This window comes from Mycobacterium gallinarum (genome assembly GCF_010726765.1).
Lineage (GTDB): Bacteria > Actinomycetota > Actinomycetes > Mycobacteriales > Mycobacteriaceae > Mycobacterium > Mycobacterium gallinarum.
The window spans coordinates 2,405,335-2,431,633 of the sequence record NZ_AP022601.1 but is presented as its reverse complement, the minus strand read 5'-3'; the positions used below and the strand labels follow the sequence as shown (position 1 = coordinate 2,431,633).

Annotated in this window: 26 protein-coding genes; 13 read left to right on the top strand and 13 right to left on the bottom strand. The window is 64.6% G+C overall.

Features of this window, described 5'->3' with window-relative positions:
* The first annotated feature begins 4 nt into the window (after positions 1–4).
* Positions 5–2,179, top strand: a complete 2,175-nt coding sequence (locus tag G6N42_RS11945; protein WP_163729788.1) for a glutamine synthetase III family protein — start codon at positions 5–7, stop codon at positions 2,177–2,179.
* An 87-nt stretch (positions 2,180–2,266) separates the two neighbouring features.
* Here G6N42_RS11945 and G6N42_RS11940 read toward each other — a convergent pair whose 3' ends face one another.
* The 3 genes from G6N42_RS11940 to G6N42_RS11930 form a co-directional block, all read right to left on the bottom strand.
* Positions 2,267–2,536, bottom strand: coding sequence for a metal-sensitive transcriptional regulator (locus G6N42_RS11940; protein WP_163729787.1), 270 nt, complete (start codon positions 2,534–2,536; stop codon positions 2,267–2,269).
* Positions 2,537–2,610: 74 nt separating this feature from the next.
* Positions 2,611–3,486 (bottom strand): sulfite exporter TauE/SafE family protein, encoded by an 876-nt coding sequence (locus tag G6N42_RS11935; RefSeq protein ID WP_163729786.1) that lies wholly within the window; start codon positions 3,484–3,486, stop codon positions 2,611–2,613.
* A gap of 5 nt (positions 3,487–3,491) precedes the next feature.
* Entirely contained in the window at positions 3,492–4,079 is a 588-nt protein-coding gene (locus tag G6N42_RS11930; RefSeq protein ID WP_163729785.1) for a rhodanese-like domain-containing protein, read from the bottom strand.
* Between the two features lie 207 nt (positions 4,080–4,286).
* Here G6N42_RS11930 and G6N42_RS11925 point away from each other — a divergent pair, with 207 nt between their 5' ends.
* The 8 genes from G6N42_RS11925 (at position 4,287) to G6N42_RS11890 (ending at position 10,889) form a co-directional block, all read left to right on the top strand.
* Positions 4,287–5,666, top strand: coding sequence for an MBL fold metallo-hydrolase (locus G6N42_RS11925; protein WP_163729784.1), 1,380 nt, complete (start codon positions 4,287–4,289; stop codon positions 5,664–5,666).
* Between the two features lie 20 nt (positions 5,667–5,686).
* Positions 5,687–6,889: an NAD(P)/FAD-dependent oxidoreductase gene (locus G6N42_RS11920; RefSeq protein WP_163729783.1), complete on the top strand. Its 1,203-nt coding sequence runs from the start codon at positions 5,687–5,689 to the stop codon at positions 6,887–6,889.
* A 46-nt stretch (positions 6,890–6,935) separates the two neighbouring features.
* Entirely contained in the window at positions 6,936–7,298 is a 363-nt protein-coding gene (trxA, locus tag G6N42_RS11915; protein ID WP_163729782.1) for a thioredoxin, read from the top strand.
* Positions 7,299–7,320: 22 nt separating this feature from the next.
* On the top strand, positions 7,321–7,500 hold the full coding sequence (locus G6N42_RS31775) for a DUF8730 family Cys-rich protein (protein ID WP_163729781.1): 180 nt from the start codon (positions 7,321–7,323) through the stop codon (positions 7,498–7,500).
* A gap of 10 nt (positions 7,501–7,510) precedes the next feature.
* On the top strand, positions 7,511–8,236 hold the full coding sequence (locus G6N42_RS11905; RefSeq protein ID WP_174262062.1) for a peroxiredoxin: 726 nt from the start codon (positions 7,511–7,513) through the stop codon (positions 8,234–8,236).
* Between the two features lie 63 nt (positions 8,237–8,299).
* Positions 8,300–8,713: a DUF302 domain-containing protein gene (locus G6N42_RS11900; RefSeq protein ID WP_163729780.1), complete on the top strand. Its 414-nt coding sequence runs from the start codon at positions 8,300–8,302 to the stop codon at positions 8,711–8,713.
* Positions 8,714–8,748: 35 nt separating this feature from the next.
* Positions 8,749–9,522, top strand: coding sequence for a sulfite exporter TauE/SafE family protein (locus G6N42_RS11895; protein WP_163729779.1), 774 nt, complete (start codon positions 8,749–8,751; stop codon positions 9,520–9,522).
* A gap of 20 nt (positions 9,523–9,542) precedes the next feature.
* Positions 9,543–10,889 (top strand): MBL fold metallo-hydrolase, encoded by a 1,347-nt coding sequence (locus tag G6N42_RS11890; RefSeq protein WP_163729778.1) that lies wholly within the window; start codon positions 9,543–9,545, stop codon positions 10,887–10,889.
* Positions 10,890–10,897: 8 nt separating this feature from the next.
* On the opposite strand, the gene G6N42_RS11885 is transcribed toward G6N42_RS11890, so the two are convergent.
* From G6N42_RS11885 to iolC, 9 genes are all read right to left on the bottom strand, one after another.
* Entirely contained in the window at positions 10,898–12,283 is a 1,386-nt protein-coding gene (locus G6N42_RS11885) for an aspartate aminotransferase family protein (protein WP_163729777.1), read from the bottom strand.
* Positions 12,284–12,411: 128 nt separating this feature from the next.
* On the bottom strand, positions 12,412–13,905 hold the full coding sequence (locus tag G6N42_RS11880; RefSeq protein WP_163729776.1) for a CoA-acylating methylmalonate-semialdehyde dehydrogenase: 1,494 nt from the start codon (positions 13,903–13,905) through the stop codon (positions 12,412–12,414).
* Positions 13,906–13,907: 2 nt separating this feature from the next.
* Positions 13,908–14,786 (bottom strand): sugar phosphate isomerase/epimerase family protein, encoded by an 879-nt coding sequence (locus tag G6N42_RS11875; protein WP_163729775.1) that lies wholly within the window; start codon positions 14,784–14,786, stop codon positions 13,908–13,910.
* A 1-nt stretch (position 14,787) separates the two neighbouring features.
* Positions 14,788–15,807, bottom strand: coding sequence for a Gfo/Idh/MocA family protein (locus G6N42_RS11870; protein ID WP_163729774.1), 1,020 nt, complete (start codon positions 15,805–15,807; stop codon positions 14,788–14,790).
* A gap of 8 nt (positions 15,808–15,815) precedes the next feature.
* Positions 15,816–16,721 (bottom strand): sugar phosphate isomerase/epimerase family protein, encoded by a 906-nt coding sequence (locus G6N42_RS11865; protein WP_163729773.1) that lies wholly within the window; start codon positions 16,719–16,721, stop codon positions 15,816–15,818.
* Positions 16,722–16,735: 14 nt separating this feature from the next.
* The gene (iolD, locus tag G6N42_RS11860; protein ID WP_163729772.1) at positions 16,736–18,682 is read right to left on the bottom strand and encodes a 3D-(3,5/4)-trihydroxycyclohexane-1,2-dione acylhydrolase (decyclizing); all 1,947 of its coding nucleotides are present in this window, start codon (positions 18,680–18,682) and stop codon (positions 16,736–16,738) included.
* Positions 18,683–18,684: 2 nt separating this feature from the next.
* Entirely contained in the window at positions 18,685–19,572 is an 888-nt protein-coding gene (iolB, locus tag G6N42_RS11855) for a 5-deoxy-glucuronate isomerase (protein WP_163737378.1), read from the bottom strand.
* A 2-nt stretch (positions 19,573–19,574) separates the two neighbouring features.
* Positions 19,575–20,468, bottom strand: coding sequence for a Cgl0159 family (beta/alpha)8-fold protein (locus tag G6N42_RS11850; protein ID WP_163729771.1), 894 nt, complete (start codon positions 20,466–20,468; stop codon positions 19,575–19,577).
* A complete protein-coding gene (iolC, locus tag G6N42_RS11845) occupies positions 20,461–21,465 on the bottom strand; it encodes a 5-dehydro-2-deoxygluconokinase (protein ID WP_163729770.1) in 1,005 nt (334 codons plus the stop codon). The genes G6N42_RS11850 and iolC overlap by 8 nt, the downstream gene beginning before the upstream one ends.
* Positions 21,466–21,619: 154 nt before the next feature.
* Here iolC and G6N42_RS11840 point away from each other — a divergent pair, with 154 nt between their 5' ends.
* Entirely contained in the window at positions 21,620–22,351 is a 732-nt protein-coding gene (locus G6N42_RS11840; RefSeq protein ID WP_163729769.1) for a GntR family transcriptional regulator, read from the top strand.
* 13 nt (positions 22,352–22,364) lie between these two features.
* On the opposite strand, the gene G6N42_RS11835 is transcribed toward G6N42_RS11840, so the two are convergent.
* A complete protein-coding gene (locus G6N42_RS11835; RefSeq protein ID WP_163729768.1) occupies positions 22,365–23,153 on the bottom strand; it encodes a TIM barrel protein in 789 nt (262 codons plus the stop codon).
* Positions 23,154–23,310: 157 nt separating this feature from the next.
* Here G6N42_RS11835 and G6N42_RS11830 point away from each other — a divergent pair, with 157 nt between their 5' ends.
* From G6N42_RS11830 to G6N42_RS11820, 3 genes are read left to right on the top strand one after another with little or no spacing between them, the layout of a single operon-like run.
* Positions 23,311–24,297: a substrate-binding domain-containing protein gene (locus G6N42_RS11830; protein WP_163729767.1), complete on the top strand. Its 987-nt coding sequence runs from the start codon at positions 23,311–23,313 to the stop codon at positions 24,295–24,297.
* Between the two features lie 31 nt (positions 24,298–24,328).
* A complete protein-coding gene (locus G6N42_RS11825; protein ID WP_163729766.1) occupies positions 24,329–25,387 on the top strand; it encodes an ABC transporter permease in 1,059 nt (352 codons plus the stop codon).
* A 3-nt stretch (positions 25,388–25,390) separates the two neighbouring features.
* Positions 25,391–26,215, top strand: coding sequence for an ATP-binding cassette domain-containing protein (locus G6N42_RS11820; RefSeq protein WP_163729765.1), 825 nt, complete (start codon positions 25,391–25,393; stop codon positions 26,213–26,215).
* The last annotated feature ends 84 nt before the right edge of the window (positions 26,216–26,299 follow it).

Here is a 26,299-nt window from a genome sequence, read left to right as displayed (position 1 = left end):
TCCAGTGAGCGGAAATGCAGTGCGTCTGCAGGCGATCAACAATGTCGAGGCGTACGTGCCTCCAGCGATCAGCTTCGTGCCCGGCGAAGAACCGGGTGCGATCTTCGGCTCGAACGTCTTCACCATGGCCGAGATGCGGCTGCGGTTGCCCAAGTCGGTGTACAAATCCGTCGTCGCCACCATCGAGAAGGGCGCGAAGCTGGATCCTGCGGTCGCGGACTCGGTCGCGTCGGCGATGAAGGACTGGGCGCTGTCGAAGGGTGCCACGCACTACGCCCACGTCTTCTACCCGATGACCGGGCTGACGGCTGAGAAGCACGACAGCTTCCTCGAGCCGGTCTCCGATGGCCAGACGCTTGCGGAGTTCGCGGGTAAGACGCTGATCCAGGGGGAGCCGGATGCTTCCAGCTTTCCGTCCGGCGGCCTGCGCAGCACGTTCGAGGCCCGCGGCTACACGGGTTGGGACGTCACCAGCCCGGCGTACATCCTGGAGAACCCGAACGGCAACACACTGTGTATCCCGACGGTGTTCGTGTCGATGACCGGCGAGGCGCTGGACTTCAAGACTCCGCTGCTGCGCAGCCAGCAGGCGATGGGTGCCCACGCCGAGCGGATCCTGAAGCTGTTCGGCCACGACAACGTGGCGAAGATCGTCGCGTTCTGCGGCCCGGAGCAGGAGTACTTCCTGGTCGACAGGCACTTCTTCTTGGCGCGACCCGACCTGGTCAACGCGGGCCGCACGTTGTTCGGTGCGAAGCCACCGAAGGGCCAGGAGTTAGACGACCACTACTTCGGTGCGGTACCGGAGCGGGTGCTGGGCTTCATGATGGATACCGAGCGCGAACTGTTCAAGCTCGGCATCCCGGCCAAGACCCGGCACAACGAGGTTGCGCCAGGACAATTCGAGATCGCCCCGATGTTCGAGCGCGGCAACGTCGCCTCGGATCACCAGCAGCTGTTGATGACCGTCTTCAAGACGATCGCCAAGAAGCACGGCATGGAGTGCTTGTTCCATGAGAAGCCGTTCGCCGGCGTCAACGGGTCGGGCAAGCACGTGAACTTCTCGCTGGGCAATGCGGACCTGGGATCGCTGCTCGTGCCTGGCGATACCCCGCACGAGAACGCACAGTTCCTGGTGTTCTGTGCCGCGGTGATCCGCGCTGTCCACAAATACGCGGGCCTGCTTCGGGTTTCGGTGGCGTCGGCCACCAACGACCACCGTCTCGGCGCCAACGAGGCACCGCCGGCCATCATCTCGATCTTCCTGGGCGATCAGCTGGCCGACGTGTTCGAGCAGATCGCCAAGGGCGCGGCGACGTCGTCAAAGGGCAAGGGCAGCATGATCATCGGCTGCGACACACTGCCGGTGTTGCCGACCGATGCGGGTGACCGAAACCGCACCAGCCCGTTTGCCTTCACCGGAAACCGGTTCGAGTTCCGCGCGCCGGGATCGAGTCAGACGGTGGCGGTGCCGATGATCATGCTCAACACGATCATGGCCGAGGCGCTCGACTATATGGCGACGATCCTGGAGAAGGCCGTCGAGGGCGGCGAGGACTTCGACGAGGCCGTCCAGAAGCTGCTGACCGACATCATCACCGAGCACGGTGCGGTGGTGTTCAACGGTGACGGTTATTCGGAGAACTGGCAGATCGAGGCCGCCGAACGGGGCCTGCCGAACCTGAAGACCACGCTGGATGCACTGCCCGAGCTGATCAAGCCCGAATCCATCGAGCTGTTCGAGAAGTACGCCGTGTTCAACGAGCGCGAGCTGCACAGCCGCTACGAGGTCCGCCTCGAGATGTACGCACTGACCATCGGTGTGGAGGCCAAACTCGCGCTGGAACTCGGGTCGACGGTCATTCTGCCTGCGGCCGTCCGTTACCAAACCGAGCTGGCGCAGAACGTCGCCGCGCTCAAGGCTGCTGGTGTCGAGCCGGACTTGACCCTGCTTCAGGACGTCAGCACGCCGATCTCGGAGCTGACGGCGGCGCTGGCGGCGCTGAAGGCGGGACTGGCCGAACACGGTGGAGACTCCGCCGCCGAGGAAGCCGCCCACGCGCAGAGCCTGTTACCGAAGATGGACGCGGTTCGTGCCGCCGCCGACACGCTGGAAAGCATTGTGGCCGACGATCTCTGGCCGCTGCCGACCTACCAGGAGATGCTCTACATCCTGTGAGACTCGCCGAGTGTGGGGGTCCAGTCCGAGCCACTCGGGCATTGGTAACCGCAACCCCCACACTCGGCGACCAACCGGACAGGCGCGTCAGGCTAGAGCCAGGAAGAGCTTCTCGAGTTCTGCCTCACTCATCGGCGGGTCGCCATCGGCGGTAGCCCCCGTGACGCATTCACGTAGGCCGGTGGCAACGATTTTGAAGCCTGCACGGTCGAGGGCCTTGGACACCGCGGCCAGCTGCGTCACCACGTCTTTGCATTCGCGGCCGTCCTCGATCATCGCGATCACCCCGGCCAGTTGCCCTTGGGCGCGCCGGAGCCTGTTAAGCACTGCGGCGATGCTGTCTTGATCACCCACCATTGAAGTGCCCTTTCATTCGCGTGAATCGGTTCATTTCATCGTACCCTCCGGGGTATACCGCGGCTGGTCGCGCGTCAGCCTGTCGCCAGCCCTATTCGGCTCCCGCCGGCGAGTCGGCGCAGTGGACAGAAATCCTGTCGGGTGCATGCGAGGTAGAGCGCACCGGCGACGGCCGTAGATACCGCAGCGCCGACACCCACGGCGAGGTGGATTTCTTGGGCCAGGATGACCGAGGACATCGCCAGGACGAACCAGCCGAACGCCTTACGTAATGCATCGGGGTTGACCCTTGCCGTCAGTCGTGCGCCGACCAGCGCACCGACCACTGCCGCGGCGGTGACCATCAGCGCCGCAGTCCAGTCGATCTGAACGCTCGACAGGTAGCCACCCAGTCCTGCGAAAGACTTCATCGCGATCACAACCAACGAGGTGCCCACGGCCACCGGCATCGGCAATCCTCCGAGGAGCGCCAGGGCCGGCACGACAAGGAACCCGCCGCCGGCGCCGACGAGCCCCGTCACCAACCCAACGCCGAGGCCTTCGGCAACGACCTTGACGACTGGAATGCGACGCGGGGCATCGGATTCCGCAATGTTCTTCCGCCCACGAAGCATGGCTACCGCGGTGGCGATCATCATCAGCGCGAACCCGATGAGTAGTACTGAGCCCGGAATGAAGCGGGCCAGGACCCCGCCCAGGTAGGCGCCGGCCATGCCCGCGGCGCCGAATATCAGGCCCGTTCGCCACTGGACGCGGCCGGCGCGTGCGTGCGAGACGGCGCCGACCGCACTGGTGACGCCGACCACCAACAACGACGTTGCGATGGCCTGTTTGGCGTCCATGCCCGCGACGTAGGCGAGCAGGGGGACGGTCAGGATCGAGCCGCCACCGCCGAGCAGACCCAGTGCGATGCCGACGAAGACCGCGAGCGCAACCGTCACGGCAATCATGTCGGCTACCCGACCTTCTGGTCTGGTGACCCGACGAGCTGCGCCACGACGGTCTGGGCGTCACAAGTGGCTCCACGGTTGTAGGGCAGCTTCGACAGCAGCATGCCCATGGCGCAGGTGTTGGACAACGCCGCGAAGGCGAGCCCGCCGCCGACGCCGCCGGCCAGCCACTTGAGCTTGGGGGCGGCAATGCTGCCGAGGATGCTTGTCAGCACGAGAGAGCCGGCGACAAGGCGCACCTGGCGCTCGAGGTCCCAGCGCTGCGCGCCGCGGTTGACCGCGAAACCCTTTGCTTCCCAGGCGGTGATGCCGCCGTCGAGGATGTGCACATTGTCGAGGCCCGCTGTGCGCAGGGTCTCCTCGGCCTGTGCGGCGCGTTGACCCGAGCGGCATACCAGCACGACATCTTCGTCGAGGTGCCTGATGATCTCGTCGCGGTGTTCGCGCAGCAGGTCCAGCGGAACGTTGTAGGCGCCTGCGATGTGCGCGGTCTCGAACTCGCCCGGGGTTCGGACATCGAGAACCCGCGGCGGCGCAGCCGAAGTGAGGCGTTCGCTGAGGTCTTGCGAATCGATGGTGGTGGGAGCGGTCATGGTGTTCAGCGTCCTTCCGGCTAGCCGGCAGTGACCAAAGCCTCTAGGACTCTTGATACCGCCGGGGGTATCTTTAGTCATCATGGTAGACATACCCCCACGGGTATTGTCAAGCAGGGAATAAGATACCCCCTAGGGTACTTGACATACCCATAGGGGTATATGTCAGGATGGCTCTACCCGCAACGGAACGAAAGGACTCGCGCCATGAAATTCGTCCAGTACTACCTGGATTGTCTGTCCCACGCCTCATACCTGGTGGGCGACGAAACAACAGGCCGCGCAGTCGTCGTCGACCCGCAACGCGACATCGCTGAATACCTGGCCGACGCCAAGGAACTGGGTCTGACGATCGAACTCGTCATCGAGACCCACTTCCACGCCGACTTCCTGTCCGGCCACCTCGAGTTGGCCAAGGCAACAGGCGCGAAGATCGTGTTCTCCTCCGTCGCGGAAACCGAGTTCGAGTCGATGGGGGTGGCCGACGGTGAACGCTATTCACTCGGTGACGTCACACTCGAGTTCCGGCACACCCCGGGCCACACGCCAGAGTCGATGTCGATCGTGGTCTATGAGCACGCCGACGACGAGATTCCGTACGGCGTCCTCACCGGCGACGCTCTCTTCATCGGCGACGTCGGCCGCCCGGACCTGCTGGCCTCGATCGGCTTCACCCGCGAGGAACTGGCGGACAAGCTCTACGACTCGCTGCACAACAAATTGATGACGCTGCCTGACGCCACCCGGGTCTATCCCGCCCATGGGGCGGGCTCCGCGTGCGGTAAGAACCTCTCGACCGACCTGTGGTCGACGATGGGTGACCAGAAGGCGACCAATTACGCACTGCGGGCTCCCGACAAGGCGACCTTCATGAGCCTCGTCACCGAAGGTCAGCCGCCCGCGCCGGGCTACTTCGTCTACGACGCGATCCTCAACCGCAAGGACCGCGAACTGCTCGATGAAACCAAGATGCCGGCGGAGATGACTTACGAGCAGGTCCGCAGGGCGATCGACAACGGCGCCGTCCTGGTCGACGGACGGACCCCCGAAGAGTTCGCCCTGGGCCACTTGCGTGGCGCGATCAACATCGGACTCGAAGGCCGTTACGCCGAATTCGCCGGATCGGTGCTGCCGTCCGACGTCGACATCGTCCTGTTCACCGAACCCGGCCAGGAGCTCGAAGGCAAGAACCGGCTTGCCCGGATCGGGTTCGACCGGGTGATCGGCTACGTGGCTGACCCGTTCGAGGTGATGCTCTCGCACCAGGACGACGTTCAGGTGGCCTCTCGATTGACCGCGAAGACGTTCGACCAACGGGCATCTGAGCTCACCGACCTGCAGATCGTGGACGTCCGCAACCCGGGCGAGGTCGAGGCAGGCACGATCCCGAACGCGATCCCGATCCCGGTGGGCCAGTTGCCTACTCGGCTGGACGAGCTCGACGCCACCAAGCCGACCGTCGTCTACTGCGCAGGAGGCTACCGGTCGTCGGTCGCGGCGAGCCTGCTGCGGCACAACGGCTTCACCGACGTCAGCGACATCCTGGGAGGTTTCGGCGCCTGGGACGAATCCCACCAGAACGCCTGAGCAACAAGGAGACGAACACCATGACCACCACCGCCAAGCACCAGATCCTGATCGTCGGCGGCGGAACCGCGGGCATCACCGTCGCGGCCCGCTTGTTGCGCAAGGGCTACCGCGACGTCGCGGTGATCGAGCCGTCGCGCACGCATTACTACCAGCCGCTGTGGACGCTGGTGGGCGGCGGGCAGGCGAAGGCCTCGACCACCGAGCGTGCCGAGTCATCGGTCATGCCGAAGGGTGCGACATGGATCAAGAAGGCCGCCAAAGCCTTCGATCCAGAGAACAACACGGTCACATGTGCGGACGGAGCCACCTACGGCTACGACGTGCTCGTGGTCTGTCCCGGCATTCAGCTCGACTGGAAGGCCACCGAAGGATTGGAGGAAGCCCTGGGCCGCGACGGGGTGTCGTCGAACTACCGGTTCGACCTGGCGCCGCGTACCTGGGACTTCATCCGCACACTGAGGTCGGGCACCGCAGTCTTCACGGTGCCCTCCGGGGCGATCAAGTGCGCGGGCGCCCCGCAGAAGATCGCGTACCTGGCGGCTGACTACTGGCGAAAACAAGGCGTGCTCAAAGACATCGACGTCCACCTGGTCATGCCGGGACCGCGGCCCTTTGGCATCCCCGCGATCGCCGACAGCCTCGATGCGGTCATCGCCGACTACGGGATCCATCTGCACAGCAGCGCCGAGGTGACCTCCGTCGACGCAGCGTCGCACAAGGTCGGCATCACCAGCGTCGGCCCCGGCGGCACCGACACGATGCTGCCCTACGACGTGTTGCACGCCGTCCCGCAGCAGTCGGCGCCGGACTGGATCAAATCCAGCCCGCTGTCGACGGGCGACGCGGCGGGCTACGTCGAGATCGACAAGCACACCATGCAGCATGTGCGCTACGCCAACGTGTTCAGCCTTGGTGACGCAGGCTCGTCGCCGAACTCGAAGACGGGCGCCGCAATTCGCAAGCAGGCCCCGGTCGTGGTCGAGAACGTCGACTCGTTCCTGAAGAACCCGCCGCTGCAGGCGTCGTACGACGGTTACTCGTCGTGCCCCATCGTCACCTCTTCACACGCGATGCTGCTCGCCGAGTTCGACTACGACCTGAACCTCGAACCCTCGTTCCCGATACTCGACCCGACGAAGCCACACCGGGCGTACTGGTACCTCAAGAAGTACGGGCTCCCGTTCATGTACTGGAACCTGATGCTCAAGGGCCTTGCCTAGCAATTCAACTGTGCCACTTGTAAAGACGAAAAGAACGGACACTGCAATGACTATCAAGAATCTATCCGGAGCCGACTTCGAGTCCACGATCACCGACAACCCGATCGTGTTGATCGACTTCTGGGCCTCGTGGTGCGGACCGTGCCGATCCTTCGCCCCGGTCTTCGACCGCTCGGCACAGTCGCATCCCGACGTCGTGCACGCCAAGGTCGACACCGAAGCGGAAGGGCAACTTGCCGCGGCGTTGGAGATCCAGTCGATCCCGACCGTCATGGCCTTCCGTGACGGCGTGCTCGTCTACCGCCAGCCGGGCGCCCTGCCTGCGGCCGCGCTCGAGGACCTGATCACCCGGGTCAAGGCGCTCGACATGTCCGAGGTCCGCGCCAAGATCGCCGCGACGAGGCCCTGATCCACAAAGGAGATCCGTAGAAATGTGCTATCCCGAGAAGTGCCCCCGCTGCGGAAAGACGGGCTGGGCCGGCTGCGGTCAACACGTCGACGAGGTGATGCGCGCGGTGCCCGCGGCTCAACGATGCACCTGCGACGGCGATTCCGCGTTCAAGCCCAGATCCACCATCACCACCTCGCCAATTCACCGCCGACCAAGGTAGAGGAACCGACATGACCACCATCGAGACACCTGCTCCCGTGACCACAATGCCGCGCATCGGTGATCCGGCCCCGGCCTTCACCGCCCAAACCACCCAGGGCGAAATCAACTTCCCCGCCGACTATGCGGGCAAGTGGGTCATCTTCTTCTCCCACCCAGCCGACTTCACCCCGGTCTGCACCAGCGAGTTCATGACGTTCGCCACGATGCAGGAGCAGTTCGCCGCCTACCACACCGAACTCGTCGGCCTGTCGGTCGACGGGCTCTACAGCCACATCGCTTGGCTGCGGACCATCAAGGAGAAGATCTCCTACCGCGACATGAAGGACGTCGAGGTCACCTTCCCGCTGATCGAGGACGTCTCGATGGAGGTCGCCCGCAAGTACGGGATGATCATGCCGGGCGAGGATTCGACCAAGGCCGTGCGCGCGGTGTTCGTCATCGACCCCAAGGGCACGATTCGGGCCGTCATCTACTACCCGCTGAGCCTGGGCCGCAACTTTGACGAGTTGTTGCGCGTCATCCAGGCTCTGCAGACGGCCGACCACTTCTCGGTCGCAACACCGGCCGACTGGCGCCCGGGCGACCGGGTCATCGTGCCGCCTGCCGGCTCTTGCGGCACTGCCAAAGAGCGGATGGACGGTCATGTTGACGGCGTCGAGTGCGAGGACTGGTTCTTCTGTACCAAGGAGATCTCCGCGCAGGATGTCGAGTCCGCCATCCGGGGTAATCAATAGGGCAGGCTGGACATCGAATACCCCCATGGGTAACCTGGGTCCAGGCAGTGAAAGGAGGCAAACATGGCGCTGGCCATATCGACCACGCTGCGGGCATCGTTCGAGGACGCGGTAGCGATGACCCGAAAGGCGCTTTCCGACCAGGGGTTTGGAGTTCTCACCGAGATCGATGTTAAGTCCACGTTGAAAGAAAAGTTGGGCGAAGACATGGAGAACTATCTGATTCTCGGGGCGTGCAACCCGCCACTGGCACACCGCGCGGTCAACGTCGATCGAAAGATCGGGTTGTTGTTGCCGTGCAACGTGGTGGTTCGCTCGGATCCTGCTCACGAGGGCTCCGTGATCGTCGACGCGATGGACCCCCAGATCATGGTTCAGGTGGCTGACGAGCCGGGCCTGCGTGAGGTCGCCGACGACGCCGCCGCAAAGCTGCACGCCGCGATCGACGCGCTGTCCCAGACCGCGCCCGCGAAATAATCGGGCCCCGCGATGTGCGGGCGAAGGTCTAAAAAGTGAACATCGGAATCGCCCTCGCGCTCGGCGCCGTGATCGGTGTCTTGTTGGGTTTGCTCGGCGGTGGCGGATCCATCCTTGCGGTACCGGCACTGGTCTACGTGCTGGGCCTCGGTGTCGAACAGGCGATTCCGATGTCGCTGATAGTGATCGGCATCGCCTCCGCGGTAGGTGCGTTACCCAAGATCCGGGCACACCAGGTGCAGTGGCGACTGGCAGGAATCTTCGCGGCTGCCGGTATCCCGGCCACGTTCATCGGAACCGCGATCGGCAAGCATCTGCCGCAGTCGGTCCTACTGATCGGCTTTGCCTTGGTGATGTTCGTGGCCGGAGTTCGGATGCTGAAGGATGCGGGGGACACCGGAACCGCCTGCAGTGTGGGTGAATCCGGAATCAACTGGCGCCGCTGCGCCCCGCGGTCGATCCCCGCCGGATTCGCCGTTGGTCTGTTGACAGGGCTGTTCGGTGTCGGGGGTGGCTTCCTGATCATCCCGGCGTTGGTGCTGATGCTCGGTGTGGAGATGCCGATCGCCATCGGCACGTCACTCCTCATCATCGTCGCCAATTCCGCCGCCGGTGTGATTTCCCATCTGGGCGGGGCCGGCATCGACTGGTCGATCACTGCCGCGTTCGTCGGCACCGCGATTGTCGGCTCGCTCGTCGCCGGTCATTTCGGCACCAAGCTGGAAACGGCCCGACTCCAGCGCTGGTTCGCTTACCTCGTGTTTGTTGTGGCGGCCTACGTGCTGCTGGACACCATCGTTCTTCGCTGAGACCTCTGAAAGGAGATCCCATGAAAATATCCATCATCGAAACCTCTGGGCTGGGCGACCGCAGCTATCTGGTCGACCAAGGTGACACTGCCGTCGTCATCGACCCCCAGCGGGACATCGACCGAGTCCTGTCGCTGGCCCGCGACCGCGGGGTGACGATCACCCATGTGGTGGAGACCCATATCCACAATGACTACGTCACCGGCGGACTGGAGTTGGCGCGCACTGTCGGGGCGGAGTACGTGGTTCCCGCCGGTGACGACGTCGCCTACGACCGCAGGCCCGTCCGCGACGGCGACGTCGTCGATGCCGGGCCAATTCAGTTGCAGGTCATGCATACTCCGGGCCACACTCACCACCACGTCAGTTATGTGTTGCGCGACAAGACAGGGAACGTCCACGGTGTGTTCACCGGCGGATCGATGCTGCACGGCACCACCGGTCGCACCGACCTGCTTGGTGCCGAACACACCGACGCGCTGACCCATGCGCAATTCCACTCGGTGCGGCGCCTCGCAGATGAGTTGCCAGCCGAGACAAAGGTGTTCCCGACCCATGGGTTCGGCAGCTTCTGTTCCGCCACACCGGCGAGTGGTGACGACTCCACCATCGCCGACGAGTTGGTCACCAACCCGGCGTTGACCCAAGACGAGCAGACCTACGTCAACGATTTGCTCGCGGGACTCACCGACTACCCCGCCTACTACGCGCACATGGGTGTCATCAACAAGGCCGGGCCAGCGCCGGTGGACCTGTCGTTGCCCGACCCGGTAGACCCTGACGAACTGCGTGAGCGCATCGAGGCAGGAGAATGGGTTGTCGACCTGCGCAACCGCACCGCGTTCGCTGCCGGTCATCTCGCCGGCACCCGTGGCTTCGAGCTGTCGGACTCCTTCGTCGCCTACCTGGGCTGGCTATATGACTGGGGCGAACCACTCACCTTGATAGGTGAGAGCACCGACCAGATTGCCGAGGCCAGAAGGGAACTCGTGCGTATTGGTATCGACGAGCTCGAAGGTGCGGCGGTCGGGGAAGTCGGCAGCCTGAGCGCCGGGGCCGAGCTGCGCTCCTACCGCGTCGCGTCCTTCACCGACCTCGCCGAAGCCGTCGAATCCGCCGACCTCACCATCCTCGATGTCCGCCAGCAACCGGAATTCGAAAGCGGCCACATCCCCGGCGCGGTGAACATACCGCTGCACAAGCTCATCGAGCGGATGTCCGACGTGCCCGAAGGCGAGGTCTGGGTGCACTGCGCATCGGGCTACCGGTCCTCGATCGCGGCCTCCTTGATCGACCGGCCGGGGCGCACCGTCGTGCTCGTCGACGACGAGTACGAAAACGCCGAGAAGCTCCAACTCACCACCTGATCGTCCAGTCAGGTGGTGTGGCCGTCGGCAACAGTCAGTGCCGCGTCGAGCATGCGCAGCCCGTCCGCCACCTCCGCGTCGCTGACGTTGCACGGCGGCACCGCGTGGATACGGTTGAAGTTCGCGAAGGGGAGCAGACCATTGGCCTTGCACGTCGCGAGCGTTTCGCCCATCGCGGGGCTCGACCCGCCGTACGGCGCCAATGGTTCGCGGGTCTGCCGGTTGGTGACGAGCTCGATCGCCCAGAACACACCGAGGCCGCGCACCTCGCCGACCGACGGGTGCTTGGCCGCCAGCTCACGCAGGCCCGGGCCGAGCACGTCGCCGCCGATGCGCGCGGCGTTGCCGACCATGCCCTCGTCCTTCATCGCGTTGATGGTGGCGACCGCGCAGGCTGTCGCCAGCGGATGACCCGAGTAGGTCAGGCCGCCCGGATAGGGACGGTCGGCGAACGTCTTGGCGATCGACTCGTTGATCGCCACACCACCGAGCGGGACGTAGCCTGACGTGACCCCCTTGGCGAACGTGATGAGATCGGGCACGACGTCGAAATGCTGGATGGCGAACCACTTTCCGGTGCGCCCGAAGCCCGCCATCACTTCGTCAGCGATGAAGACGATGCCGTAACGGTCACAAATCTCGCGGACACCCTTCAGGTAGCCGGGTGGCGGCACCATGATGCCCGCGGTGCCGGGCACCGATTCCAGGATCAGGGCCGCGAACGACAGCGGGTTCTCCATCTGGATCAGCCGCTCGAGGTGTTCGAGTGCTCGCTGCGTCTCTTGCTCCTCGTTGTCCGAATGGAACGAGGAGCGGTACAGGAACGGCCCGTTGAAGTGCACGACACCGCTGGTGCCGTAGTCATTGGGCCACCGGCGTGGGTCGCCGGTCAGGTTCACCGCGGTATCGGTGCCACCGTGGTAGGAGCGATAGCGGGCCAGCACCTTGTACCGGCCGGTGTGCAGCCGGGCCATGCGAACGGCGTGTTCGACGGCGTCGGCGCCGCCGTTGGTGAAGAACACCCGGTTGAGATCGCCGGGCGTCCGTTCCGCGATGAGCCGTGCGGCCTCCGAGCGGGCGGCATTGACGTGCGCGGGCGCGACGGTACACAGCTTTGCGGCCTGTTCGGCAATGGCGGCAATGACTTTCGGGTGCTGGTGACCGATGTTCGTGTTGACCATTTGCGACGAGAAGTCCAGCAGTTTGTTGCCGTCACCATCCCATACGTAGGAGCCTTGTGCGGCGAGCACGGTCATCGGCTTCAGTGCGGCCTGCGCCGACCATGAGTGGAAGACGTGGGCGCGGTCGAGTTCGTGTGCGCGCACGCCCTCGGCGATCGCCGTGGCAAGGTCCTGCCCGTTGGGTAGCTGTTGCGGCGCGGTGGACCCTGTCATGGCTGTGCCTGTCTCTGTATCCCCGTGTGTATTGCGGGAAGCCTAGCCCGGCGCCTGCACCGAAAGTACGGTTGTTGACGGCCTTACTCGGACGATGCGTACAACAACCGTACGTTCGGCGTCATTGGCTACTGGTTCTGGGGAAAGCCCAACTCGATGCCGCCGTGGCTGGGGTCGAGCCAGCGGCTGGTGATCGCCTTCTGCCGGGTGAAGAACTGCACACCGTCCATCCCGTGCGCGTGGCTGTCGCCGAACAGCGACGCCTTCCATCCGCCAAAGCTGTAATACGCCATCGGCACCGGGATCGGCACGTTGATGCCGACCATCCCGACCTGGACCTCGTTCTGGAAGCGCCGCGCGGCCCCGCCGTCGTTGGTGAAGATCGCCGTGCCGTTGCCATACGGGTTGGAGTTCACCAGGTCCATTGCGTCGTCGTAGCTCTCGACGCGGATCACCGACAGCACCGGGCCGAAGATCTCGTCGGTGTAGACGCTCATCTCGGGGGTGACGTTGTCGATCAGGGTAGGGCCCAGCCAGAACCCGTCCTGTCCACCGTCGGCCTTGACGTTGCGGCCGTCGACGACGATCTTCGCGCCATCGGCCTCGCCGGCGTCGATGTAGGACGCCACCTTGTCGCGGTGGGCCTTGGTGACCAACGGTCCCATATCGGAATCCTTTGTGCCGTCCCCGGTCTTGATGCCTGCCGCGCGCTCGGCGATCTTGGCGACGAGGTCGTCGGCGATCGGTCCGACGGCGACGCACGCGGAGATCGCCATACAGCGTTCGCCTGCCGAACCGAAGCCCGCGTTGACCATCGCGTCGGCCGCCAGATCCAGATCTGCGTCCGGCAGGATGACGGCGTGGTTCTTCGCGCCGCCGAGGGCCTGCACACGCTTGTCGTGTGCGGTGCCGGTGGCGTAGACGTATTTCGCGATCGGCGTGGAGCCCACGAACGACACCGACTTGACCTTCGGATTGGTCAGTAGCTCGTCGACCGCTGTCTTGTCGCCCTGCAGTACGTTGAACACACCCGGCGGCAGACCGGCTTCGGCCCACAGTTCGGCAATCCACAGCGACGCGCTCGGGTCCTTCTCCGACGGCTTGAGCACGACAGTGTTGCCCGTCGCGATCGCGATGGGGAAGAACCACATCGGCACCATGGCGGGGAAGTTGAACGGGCTGATCACACCCACGACACCCAGCGGCTGGCGGATGGAGAAGACGTCGACCTTGGTCGACGCGTTCTCGGTGAAACCGCCCTTGAGTAGATGCGGTATACCGCAGGCGAACTCGACGACTTCCTGGCCCCGGCTGACCTCGCCGAGCGCATCGGAGACGACCTTGCCGTGCTCGCTGGTGATGATCTTCGCCAGCTCACCCTTGCGCGCGTTGAGCAGCTCGCGGAAGTTGAACAGGATCTGCGTGCGCTTGGCCAGCGAGGTATCGCGCCAGGCGGGGAATGCCTCGGCCGCAGCGTCGATCACCGTGCGCGCATCTTCGATGGTGGCCAGCGCCACCTCGCCGGTGACGGTTCCGGTGGCCGGATTGGTCACCGGGGCGGTGGCGGTGCTTGCGCCTGCGAAGGCCTCGTTGTTCATCCAGTGGCTGATGGTCTTGCTCATATTTATCTTTCCGTGAATTTGGAGACGTATTCGGTCATGGTCTTGAGTTGGTAGCGGGAGACGTCGTGGGCGGCCTCGTCTTCGGCGAACACCGACGACACCATCACGGTGTCCGGCCGGTCGTAGAAGCCGATGTCGGCCAGGGCGCCGAAAAAGTCGTCCCAGTCGATGTCGCCGTCGCCGATTTTCAGGTGCTGGTGCACCCGCACCGGATTGCCCGGTGGATTCGTGATGTAGCGCAGGCCGTGGCTGCGGTGGTGGTCCATCGTGTCGGCGACGTGCACCAGTCGCAGGCGCTCACCGGCGGCGCGCATGATCTCCGTCATGTTGCCGCCCATGTGGAAGGCATGGCACGCCACGAAGACCATGCCAATGTTCGGCGAGTTGACGCCACGGATGATCCGGAGCGCTTCCATGCCGTCTTCGACGAAATCGTCTGGGTGCGGGTCGATTCGGACGTCGATGCCTTCGCGTTCGAAGATCGGTACGAGTTCTTCCATCGACCGGAAGAAGGCCCGCTCGGATTCCTCGGGTTTCTCGGGCCGGCCGGAGAACTCGGTGTTGATCACGTTGACCCCGAGATCGACGGTGATCTGCACGACGCGCTTCCAATTGCGCACTGCAGCTTCGCGGGCGTCCTCGTCGGGCCCCGACCACCGCAGCACCGGCAGCACCGACGCGATACCCACACCGGCATCGCTACATGCCTTGCGAAACTTCGCGACCAGATCATCGTCGGCGCGTGGATGATTGAAGAACGGGATGAAGTCCCGGTGCGGCGTCAGCTGCAGGTGCTCATAGCCCAACTCCGCGACCAGCTTCGGGAAGTCGAGCAGTTCGTAGTCGTGGTGGAACGGCGTGGGATCAAGTGCGATTTTCATGTCAGGCTCCGTTGATCGAGGCGCGGTCGACCATCGTGACCTCGACGGGCAGCCCGCTGTCGAGCGACTCGACGCCGGCCTCGCAGACAGCGGCGGCGGCATAGCCGTCCCATGCCGTCGGACCATCGACGTTGAAGCCTGAGCGCACCGCGTCGACCCAGCGCTGAAACTCGGTGTCGTAGGCCTGTCCGAACCGCTCCCGGAACCCGGGAGTGATCTGGCCGCCCCAATGGCCGGGGGCACTCTTGCGCACCAGCCCGACATCGAGTCCGATCATGGCACTGCCCTTTTCGGCCACCACCTCGGTGCGCACCTCGTAGGCCACCCCGGTCGTGACGAACAGTTCGACGTCCACGTGCTTGCCGGACACGGTGCGCATGATTGCGATCTGTGGATCGGCAAGCCCCTGTGGCGCAGCGGGGTTCGCCGCGGGCTTGACGATCTGGATGGACGCGATCTCCTCGTCGAACAGGAAGCGCGTGACGTCTACCTCGTGGACGAGGGAGTCACGCACCACCATGGCGCTATCGAACGTCGGGGGTACTGCCGGGTTGCGGTGCGCACAGTGCAGCACCAGGGCGCGGCCGAGTTCCCCGCCGTCCAGCAGTGCCTTCAGCCGGGCGTACTCGTGGTCGAAGCGGCGCATGAAACCTACCTGAATCAACCGCTTGCCCAGCTCGGCCTCGCGCTTCACGACGGCCAGCGAGGTTTCGATGTCGGTGGTCAGCGGCTTCTCGCACAGCACGGGTTTGCCGTGCTCCAGGCAGGCCAGCAGTTGTTTCTCGTGCGTCGGACCCGGCGTGGCGAGGACGACCGCGTCGACGTCCGGGTCGGCGATTGCGTTGAGCGGGTCGACGATGGCACGGCACCCTGGGATGTCTGCGGCGATCTGTTCGGCCTTCTCGGTGATGTAGTCGTTGACCACCGAGACGCGGGCCCCTGAAATCCTGCTGGTGAGGCGGGCGACGTGATCGGCGCCCATCACGCCGACCCCGAGGACGGCTACACGCAAGTCTGACACCGGTTCTCCTAGCTGAATTGAACGGTCGGGACGCCGCACGAACCCAGATAGGACCGGGTGCGCTGGGCTATGGGCAGGGGTGCGTCGACCTCGCAGGGGTACATGTCCTGCTCGACGATCGCGAACACGTCGATGCCGAGCTTCTCGATCTCGGCCAGCAGCGGCGGCATCTCCGGAATGCCAAGTGGTGGTTCGATCATCGCGCCGAGCTTGACGGCCTCGCCGAACGGAAGGTCCTCGGCCTCCACCTTCGCGCGCACCTCGGGGTCGACCTGCTTGAGGTGCAGGTAACCGATGCGCTCCGGGGCACGTCGGATGATCGCGATGTTGTCGCCGCCGCAGTAGCTGATGTGGCCGGTGTCCAGGCAGAGGTTGACGAACTCGCCGTCGGTGCCGTCGAGGAAGCGGTAGACGTTCTCCTCGGTATCGACGTGGCTGTCCGCGTGCGGGTGGTATTGGGCACGAACGCCGTACTTCTCGAACATCGCCCTACCGAGTTCGTTCATGCCCTCGGTCTTCTTGCGCCACTGTTCGGTCGTGAGGTTGCGGTCCTCGAGGACAGCCCCTGTCGACGGGTCGCGCCACATCTCCGGAATGACGACGACGTGCTTACCGCCGACTGCTGCGGTCAGCCGCGCGACGTCCTCGATCTGCCTCCACACTGCATTCCACGAATCGTCCTGGTGCAGATGCTCGAAGACGGTGCCCGCCGACAGCTTGAGGCTGCGCTTGGCCAACTCGTCCGACAACTGCTTCGGGTCGGTCGGCAGGTATCCGTAGGGTCCCAGTTCGATCCACTGGTAGCCGGACTCGGCGACCTCGTCGAGAAATCGGGTGTACGGCGTCTGGCCTGGATCGTCGGGGAACCATACGCCCCACGAGTCGGGTGCCGATCCAACAAGTATGGTGCTCAACGTCATTCGTCCTATCAGTCACTAGGCTTGATCAAGGGGCGTTGGATCTTTTTCCATTCGGCGTACTTCTCGTACGCCTCCTGGGTGGAAGTCAGGGTGGATACCTCGGATACCGGCACGTCCCACCAGGACTCGCTGTCCGGTGCGCCGATCAGAGGATCGGTTTCGACGTGGATCACCGTGGTGCGCTCGCTGGCTTTGGCCACCTTCACGGCGTCGGCGAACTCCGCGGCGGTACCGACCTTGATGACGTCGGCGCCCAGGCTGGCCGCATTCGCCGCGAGATCCACCGGCAACGTGTCGCCATCGAGACGGCCGTCGCTGGTGCGGTAACGGTACGCCGTACCGAAACGCTGAGATCCCAGTGCCTCCGACAGCGATCCGATCGATGCGAAGCCGTGGTTCTGCACCAGAACGACGATGACCTTGATGCCCTCCTGTACTGCGGTGACCAGCTCGGTGGCCATCATGAGGTAGGAGCCGTCGCCGACCATGACGAACACGTCGCGGGTTTCGTCGGCCATCCGCACCCCAAGGCCCCCCGCGACCTCGTAGCCCATGCAGGAGTAGCCGTACTCGACGTGGTATCCCTTCGGATCCCTTGTCCGCCAGAGCTTGTGCAGGTCACCCGGCATCGAGCCGGCGGCGCAGACGACGACGTCGCGTGGGTCGCTCAGCGTGTTGGCCAAACCAATGACCTGGCTCTGATTGAGCGCCGCGCCGTCCTCGACCGTGTACGCGGCCGTGACGGTGTCGTCCCACTCCTTGGCCAGTGCCGCGGCGCGAGTCCGATAGTCGTCGGATACCTGGTAGTCGCCGAGCGCCGGGCCCAGTGCTTCAATGGCCTCGCGGGCGTCGGCCACCACACTGATTCCGCCCTGTTTCACCGCGTCCAGCGACGCCACGTTGATGTTGACGAACTTGACATCGGGGTTGTTGAACGCGGTTCGCGATGCGGACGTGAAATCGCTGTAGCGCGTGCCGATTCCGATGACGACATCCGCCTCCGTGGCCAGCGCGTTGGCCGCCGTCGTGCCGGTCGATCCGATGGCGCCGACACATTGCGGATGGTCGTACGACAGCGCACCCTTGCCTGCCTGGCTCATGCCCACCGGGATGCCGGTCTGCTCGCACAACGCGGCCAGCGCCTCGGTCGCAGCGGAATATACGACGCCACCGCCCGCGACGATCAGCGGCTTGCGGGCCGTACGGATCACCTCGGCCGCCCGTGCGATGACCGACTTCTCGGGCAGCGGACGTGCGACGTGCCAGGTCCGTTCGGCGAAAAGCGATTCCGGCCAGTCGTGGGCTTCGGCCTGCACGTCCTGGGGGATGGACACCGTGGCGGCGCCGGTCTCGACCGGATCGGTGAGCACGCGCATCGCGCCGAGCAGCGCGGCGGGAAGTTGCTCGGGGCGCCACACCCGGTCGAAGTAGCGGGACAGCGGTTTGAAGGCGTCGTTGACCGTCACATCGCCGGACGACGGCAGCTCCAGCTCCTGCAACACCGGTGCGCTGACACGAGTCGCGAAGGTGTCGGCAGGCAGCAGCAGAACCGGCAGCCGGTTGATGGTCGCCAAGGCCGCGCCGGTGAGCATGTTCGTCGAGCCGGGTCCGACACTGGCGGTGACAGCCCACGTCTGCAGCCGGTCCTTCTGCCGAGCATAAGCGACGGCGCTGTGCACCATGGCCTGCTCGTTACGGCCGAGCACGTACTTCAGTCCCGGTTCTCTGCCGGCTTCGCAGGCCTCGACCTCGTCCTGCAGCAGTGCTTGGCCGAGGCCCGCGACGTTGCCGTGTCCGAAGATGCCGAAGGCGCCCGCAAAGAACTTGGTGCGCTCACCGTCGCGTTCGACGTACTGGTTGGCCAGGAAGCGAATCGTCGCCTGCGCCACGGTAAGTCGGACGGTGCCCTCGGTGTCGGGCGTCTTCTCGGCCCGCTTCGGTGCGGTGGAGACCACGGCTAGGCTCCTGTCTTGTGTAGCGGGAGACGGGGATCTACGGCCTGGTCTTCCCAGGTGCCGCGGAGCCAGGCGTGCTCCGGGTCATCGACGATCTTCCAGGCACGTTCGGCGCCGGGTCCGGCCATGACGTTCAGGTAGTACATGTGGTACCCCGGCGCCGCGACCGACGGTCCGTGATATCCGTGGGGCACCAGCACCACATCGCCGGTCCGCACCTCTTCGAGTACCTCGATCGGACGGTCCGGTGTCCCGTACACGCGGTGGTAGCCGAATCCGCGTGAAGCTGTGCCTTCTATGGAAGGGCCTGGCGAAAACTCGAAGTAGTAGATCTCCTCGAGTTCGGTTTCGGTGGGCGTGGTTTCGTCGTGCTTGTGCGCGGGATAACTCGACCAGTTGCCGCCGGGAGTGATGACCTCACACGCGATCAGCGAATCTGCCTCGAAAACCCCTGCGGTGCCGAAGTTGTGGACCTGGCGGCTGCAGTTGCCGGTGCCGCGCAGTTCGACCGACACATCGGCGGCGGCGACGCGGCGGTTGGGAAACGACGTCTTGGCCCGGGCGCCGCAGATCGCGAACCGGCCTTCACCGGCGATGACATACGTCTGGTCGATGCCGATGTAGACCATGTCGGACGGCCCGTCGAACACCGACGCCCGAGGCGCCAGCTCGAATACCTCACCGTTGCACTCGACGGCGCCGCCGCCCGCCAGCGGCAGAATCATCACCTCGGTGTCACCGGTGGTCAGTTCGGCACGGTCAGATGCCCAGTGCCCACCTATTTCCAAGACCTGTAGGGAGGATTCGGACCAACCGGCGGACTCCGGCGTGATGTCGACCGTGAACGGCGGCGTCGCGCTGCGCGCCGGAATGTAGAGCTTGCTGTGCATGGTCACCTCACCATCGATACGGCGGTCGCGACGGCGGAGGCCACGTCGTCGTCCGGTGGATAGAGCAGCGTTCGTCCGACGATGAGCCCCCGCACCGACGGTAGCGCCAGTGCCTTCTCCCAACTCGCGAATGCTTCGTCGGGATCGGTCGGGTCGCCGCCCAGCAGCAGTGTGGGCAGCGTCGTCGCCTCCATCACGCGGTCCATCTCGTCAACGACCGGGAGCTTCATCCACGTGTAGGCCGACGTCGAGCCGATGCCCTGGCCGATGTGAATCGACTTGATCACTGCGTCGGGGGACAGGTCGTTGCGGACCTTCCCATCGACGCGGGACGACATGAACGGTTCCAGCATCGCGATGAGTCCGTTTGCGGCCAGCTCGTCAACGGCGCGTGCGCACGCCGCCATGGTCGCGACGGTGCCAGGGTCATCGAGATCGATGCGGCACAACATCTTTCCGCCGTTCATCTTCGCTGCGGTGGTCGACGCCGCTGTGGCGGCCGTCATCCTGTCGTCGAGTTCGAAGGACGCGCCGGCCAGCCCGCCGCGATTGAACGACGAGAACACGACCTTGTCCTCGAGCGCGCCGAGCAACACCAGGTCGTCGAGGATGTCGGAGGTGGCCAGGACGCCGTCGACGCCGGGATCGGCGAGCGCCGCGCGCAGCCGGTCAAGCAGGTCGGTGCGGCTGTTCATCGCGGTCGGGCGAGTGCCGACGGCGAGTGCACCGCGGGCGGGGTGGTCGGCGGCCACGATCATCAGACGGCCGTTGCCCCTGATGGTCGGGCGCGTGACGCGGTTCTGCCATGCGCGGGCTATCGCCCCGGGATCGGTGGCACGCAGCTCGGTGATCGCCGCGTAGTCGGTGCATAGTGCGCCGGACAGTGATCTAGACATTGACGGCCTCCGCCGCTGTACGTTCGGCGAGCTCGGCCACCTCGGCGGCGGTCGGCATCGCGGTCGAGCACTCCAGCCGGGAGGCGACGATGGCACCCGCGGCGTTGGCGTAGCGCAGGGTCTTCTCCAGCGACCAGCCGTGCAGCAGGCCGTGACACAGGCTGCCGCCGAACGCATCCCCGGCGCCGAGGCCGTTGACGACGTCGACCTCGTTGGGTGGCACCGTCACCGAGCTGCGCTTGGTCTTGCCAAGGACGCCGCGCGGCCCCTGCTTCACGATCGCCAGCTCGACGCCGAGGTCCAGTAGCGCATCGGCGGCCTTGTGCGGGTTGGATTCACCGACGGCGATCTGGCACTCCTCGCGGTTGCCCACCGCGACGGTGACATGCTGCAGGGCCCGCTGGACCTGTTCGGTGGCGGCGGCGGGGGAGTCCCAGAACATCGGGCGGTAGTCGAGGTCGAGGACTGTGAGCGGCGCCCGGTCGCGGTGCTGATCCTCTTCGCGCGAGCGCTCGTCGCGAGCCGACCATGCCGCGAAATGCGCACTGCGGCTCGGCTCTTCGGACAGCCCGGTCACGGTCGACCAGTAGAGCCGCGCCGAGTGTACGGCCTCGGTATCGATGTCATCAGCACTGATCTGCAGGTCCGGTGCCTTGGGGCGACGGTAGAAGTACAGGGGGAAGTCGTCGGGTGGGAAAATTTCGCAGAAGGTAACGGGCGTCGGGTATTCGTCGTTGGTCACCACGTGGCGGTTGTCGACGCCGAGGCGGGCCAATTCGTTGCTGACGAACTTTCCGAACGGGTCGGCGCCCACACCGGAGATCAGGGCCGAGCGGTTACCGAGGCGTGCCGCGGCCACCGCGACGTTGGCGGCGCTGCCGCCGAGGAACTTGCCGAAAGTCTCGACATCCTGCAGGCCCACCCCGATCTGCAGCGGATAAACATCGACGCCGCAGCGCCCGATGGCGAGTACGTCATGTGGCTGTGTAGTCGTCAAGGGTCGGCTCTCCACGAGTAGGGGATGGCTGTATATGACTGTGCCCGTCCTCACTCGGCCATGTCAATAGTTTGTCCTGACATTCTATCTTTCGATCATAGGGTGCTAGGATTCAGCTACTCTTTGTCTGATCCCTCAGCAGATCGGAGACAACGTGTCCCTGACAGTGGAGCTCGACAGGTCAAGCCCTGTTCCTCTCTACTATCAGCTCGCTCAGGCCATCGAGGCGGCGATACGCGATGGCGAACTCGCGCCCGGTGACCGTTTCGAGAATGAGCTGGCGTTGGCGAAGAGATTGACGCTTTCGCGGCCTACGACGAGGCGTGCGATCCAGGAGCTCGTCGACAAGGGACTGCTGGTTCGCAAGCGCGGTGTTGGCACGCAGGTCGTACAGAATCCGGTTCACCGGCGCGTCGAGCTGACAAGCCTTTTCGACGACCTCGCCCGCGCCGGCCAGGAACCGACAACTCAGTTGCTCGAGTACTCCGTTGGCAAGCCCGACGAGGAGATCGCGCGCGAGCTCAGCATCTCCGAGGACCGCGAGGTCGTCACCATCCACCGACTGCGATGTGCCAACGGCGAACCGCTCGCGGTGATGATCAACCACCTTCCGGTCGAGATCGCGCCCGAAGCGGACGAGCTCGAGACCGTCGGCCTGTATCAGTCGCTGCGTTCGCGCGGCGTGCACATCCGCCTGGCGCGTCAGCGCATCGGGGCAAAGGGTGCCACGCGCACCGAGGCTCGCCTGCTCGGGGAGAAACTCAACGCTCCCCTTCTGACCATGGCGCGGACCGCGTTCGACGACTCGGGCACTGCGGTCGAGTTCGGTACACACTGCTACCGCGCGTCGCGGTACTACTTCGACACGACCTTGGTCGACCGCTAGCTTTTCTCGCGGGTCACGAGAACGCGGCCCGAAAGGCTTCCAGTGCCGCTTCACTGCCTTCGATGCTGTCGACGGATGCCCACGCCTCCATGCCGATGGTGCCGGTGAAGCCGACCTCGCGCAGCGCCTTTGCGATAGCGGGGTAGTTGATCTCACCGGTTCCGGGCTCGCAGCGTCCGGGGACGTCGGCCACCTGGATCTCGCCGATCGCATCGCCGCAACGACGGATCAGCTCGATGAGATTGCCCTCGCCGATCTGGGCGTGGTACAGGTCGAGCATCATCTTCACGTTCGGATGTGCCACGCCCGCGATCAGGGCCAACGTGTCCTTGGCGCGGGCCAGCGGGATGCCGGGATGATCGACGATCGTGTTGAGGTTCTCGACGCAGAACTGCACGCCGGCCTCGGCTCCGAGATCACCGATGCGCTCGAGGGTGCGCAGCGCGGTCAGCCACATCTCGCCGATCGCGCGCTGCCGCGGTCGCACGGCGTTTCCTTCGCCGTCGAGCTCGGCGGTATGCAGGTTGAGTCGCGGAACACCCAGTGTCTCAGCGGCTTTGATAGAGAGCTCCGCGGTGCGGACCACCTCTTCGGCGCTGGCGGGATCGATCAGATCGCCGTGCAGGTAACCCGTCATCGAGGTGAAGCGGGCGCCGGTGGCCGCGAGCGCATCGAGGTCTTTGTCGTGCCAGCTCCAGATCTCGACGGCGAAGCCCATCTCGTGGATTCGGCGCACCCGTTCGAGGATCGGTAGCTCCGTGAAGACCATCTCCGAACAGACCGCAAGCTCAAACTCTGCCATGGCAACCTCGCCTCCTTCGCTGTGGGCGCCACGAGCGGAACCCTAACATTTGATGTGCAGTCCTAATGTCAGGACAAACTATTGACTTTCTGCTGTGAGGCGTATTACATCGATCCTTGAGGTGTGCTACGTCGCACGCAAAGGGCAAGGAGATTCAATGAGGATTAGTCGGCTCGCGGCGATGGCCGGGGTGACCGTGCTCGTACTGGGAATCGCGTCGTGTTCGTCCACCGGCGGTAAGCCGCGGGAGAGCGAAGGCGGGATGGGCGGCGGCACCGTCGACACGCCGCGCGCGACGATCGCGATGATCACCCACGAAGTGCCGGGTGACTCGTTCTGGGATCTGATCCGCAAGGGCGCAGAGACCGCGGCGAAGAAGGACAACATCGAGCTGCGCTATTCGAACGATCCTGAAGCGCCCAACCAGGCCAACCTCGTACAGACCGCGATCGACAGCGGAGTCGATGGCATTGCGCTCACGCTCGCCAAGCCCGATGCGATGCGTGCCGCCGTCGCGGCCGCAGAGGCCAAGGGCATTCCCGTCGTCGCGTTCAACGCAGGCGGCGACGCCTGGCAGCAAATGGGTGTCAAGGAGTTCTTCGGGCAGGACGAGTTCATCGCGGGCCAGGCCGCTGGGGACCGGCTCAAGCAGGACGGCGCGAAGAAGGTGCTCTGTGTCATTCAGGAACAGGGGCACGTCGGCCTCGAAGACCGCTGTGCCGGTGTGAAGAGCAATTTCCCCGCGACCGAGAACCTCAACGTCAACGGCAAGGACATGCCGTCGGTCGAATCGACGATCACCGCGAAGCTGCAACAGGACCCGAGCGTCGACTACGTGGTGACGCTGGGGGCGCCGTTCGCGTTGACCGCTGTGCAATCGGCGAAGAACGCGGGCAGCAACGCCAGGATCGGCACCTTCGACACCAACGCCGCGCTCGTCAGCGCGATCCAGGACGGCAGCGTGCAATGGGCCGTCGATCAGCAGCCGTTCCTGCAGGGTTATCTGTCGATCGACTCGCTGTGGCTGTACCTGAACAACGGCAACGTGATCGGGGGCGGCAAGGAGACCCTGACCGGTCCGGCGTTCATCGACAAGACGAACGTCGACGCCGTGGCCGAGTTTGCGAAGGGCGGAACCCGCTGATGAGGACTTGCGCGAAGAAGGAAGTGCACTGATGAGTACCAGTACCGGAGTCGACCTCGCCGAACGTAAGGTCGTTCGCGACGAACGTGTCAAAGAGCGAAACCGCATACAACGGATGCTGATTCGCCCCGAGATGGGTGCGCTGATCGGCGCGGTCATCATCTTCATCTTCTTCTTCATCATGGCGCCGCCGTTCAGGTCGGCCGAATCGCTGGCCACAGTGCTCTACGGCAGCTCGACCATCGGAATCATGGCGTGCGCAGTCGCCCTGCTGATGATCGGCGGTGAGTTCGACCTGTCGGCCGGCGTCGCGGTCACCACAGGTTCCCTGGCGGCGTCCATGCTGGCCTGGAACTTTCATCTGAACCTGTGGGCGGGGGCGGGTTTGGCGCTCATCCTGTCGCTCGCCGTCGGATTCTTCAACGGGTACATGGTGATGAGAACCAAGATCCCGAGCTTCCTGATCACGCTCGGGACCCTGTTGATGTTGACCGGTGCGAATATCGCCGTGACCAAATGGGTTTCCGGGGCTGTCGCCACGCCCAGCGTGAGCGATATGCAGGGCTGGGAGTCCGCCCGTGCCGTGTTCGCGTCGACGCTGACGATCTTCGGGGTGCCCGTGCGCATCACGGTGCTGTGGTGGCTGCTGTTCACCTTGATCGCGACCTACGTGCTGTTCAAGACCAAGATCGGTAACTGGATCTTCGCCGTCGGTGGCGACGCGGAAAGTGCGCGTGCTGTCGGCGTGCCCGTCACCGCGGTGAAGATCGGGCTTTTCATGTTCGTCGGGTTCGCGGCATGGTTTTCCGGCATGCATCTTCTGTTCTCGTACAACACTGTTCAGTCCGGCCAGGGAGTGGGGCAGGAGTTCATCTACATCATTGCTGCCGTCATCGGCGGGTGTCTGCTGACGGGCGGATACGGGACGGCCATCGGTGCCGCGATCGGCGCGTTCATCTTCGGCATGGTGCAGCAGGGCATCGTTTATGCAGGCTGGGAACCAGACTGGTTCAAGTTCTTCATGGGCGTGATGCTGCTGTTCGCGGTCATCGCCAACAACGCATTCCGCAACTACGCCGCTAAGAGGTGAACCATGACCGCAACCGTTGACCAACATGTCGAAGAAGCTCCGTCCGGAGGCAAGGTGCCGCTGGTCGAGCTGAAGAGCATCGGCAAGATGTACGGCAACATCACTGCGCTGAAAGACATCTCGCTACGTGTACACGCCGGCGAGGTGACGGGGATTCTCGGCGACAACGGCGCAGGCAAGTCCACGCTGATCAAGATCATCGCCGGGTACCACCCGCCGAGCGAGGGCGAACTGCTCGTCGACGGTGAGCCCGCCCGCCTCGCATCACCGAAAGATGCACTGGGCAAGGGGATCGCGACGGTCTATCAGAATCTGGCCGTCGTGCCGCTGATGCCGGTGTGGCGCAACTTCTTCCTCGGCCAAGAGCTTCGGAAGAAGTCCTTTCCGTTCTCGTTGGACTCGAACGCGATGCGTGCCACCACGTTGTCCGAACTTGCGAAGATGGGCATCGAACTGCCCGACGTCGACGTGCCCATCGGCTCGCTCTCCGGTGGTCAGCGGCAATGCGTGGCGATCGCGCGGGCCGTGTTCTTCGGTGCGCGAGTGCTCATCCTCGATGAGCCGACCGCGGCACTGGGTGTCAAGCAGTCAGGGGTGGTGTTGAAGTACATCACCGCCGCCAAAGAGGCCGGTTTCGGCGTGGTGTTCATCACACACAATCCGCATCACGCGCACATGGTGGGTGACCACTTCGTGCTGCTCAACCGGGGTCGTCAGAAGCTGGACTGCACATACGACGACATCACGCTCGAGCACCTCACACAGGAGATGGCCGGCGGTGACGAGCTCGAGGCGTTGTCGCACGAACTGCGCGGTAAAGGCGCATAACCGCGCTCAGAAGAGCCCCGCGACGGAGGTCACGGGGCCCTTCGCGGATTACAGTTCGGTCGCTGTTCACCTCGTAGGCAGTGC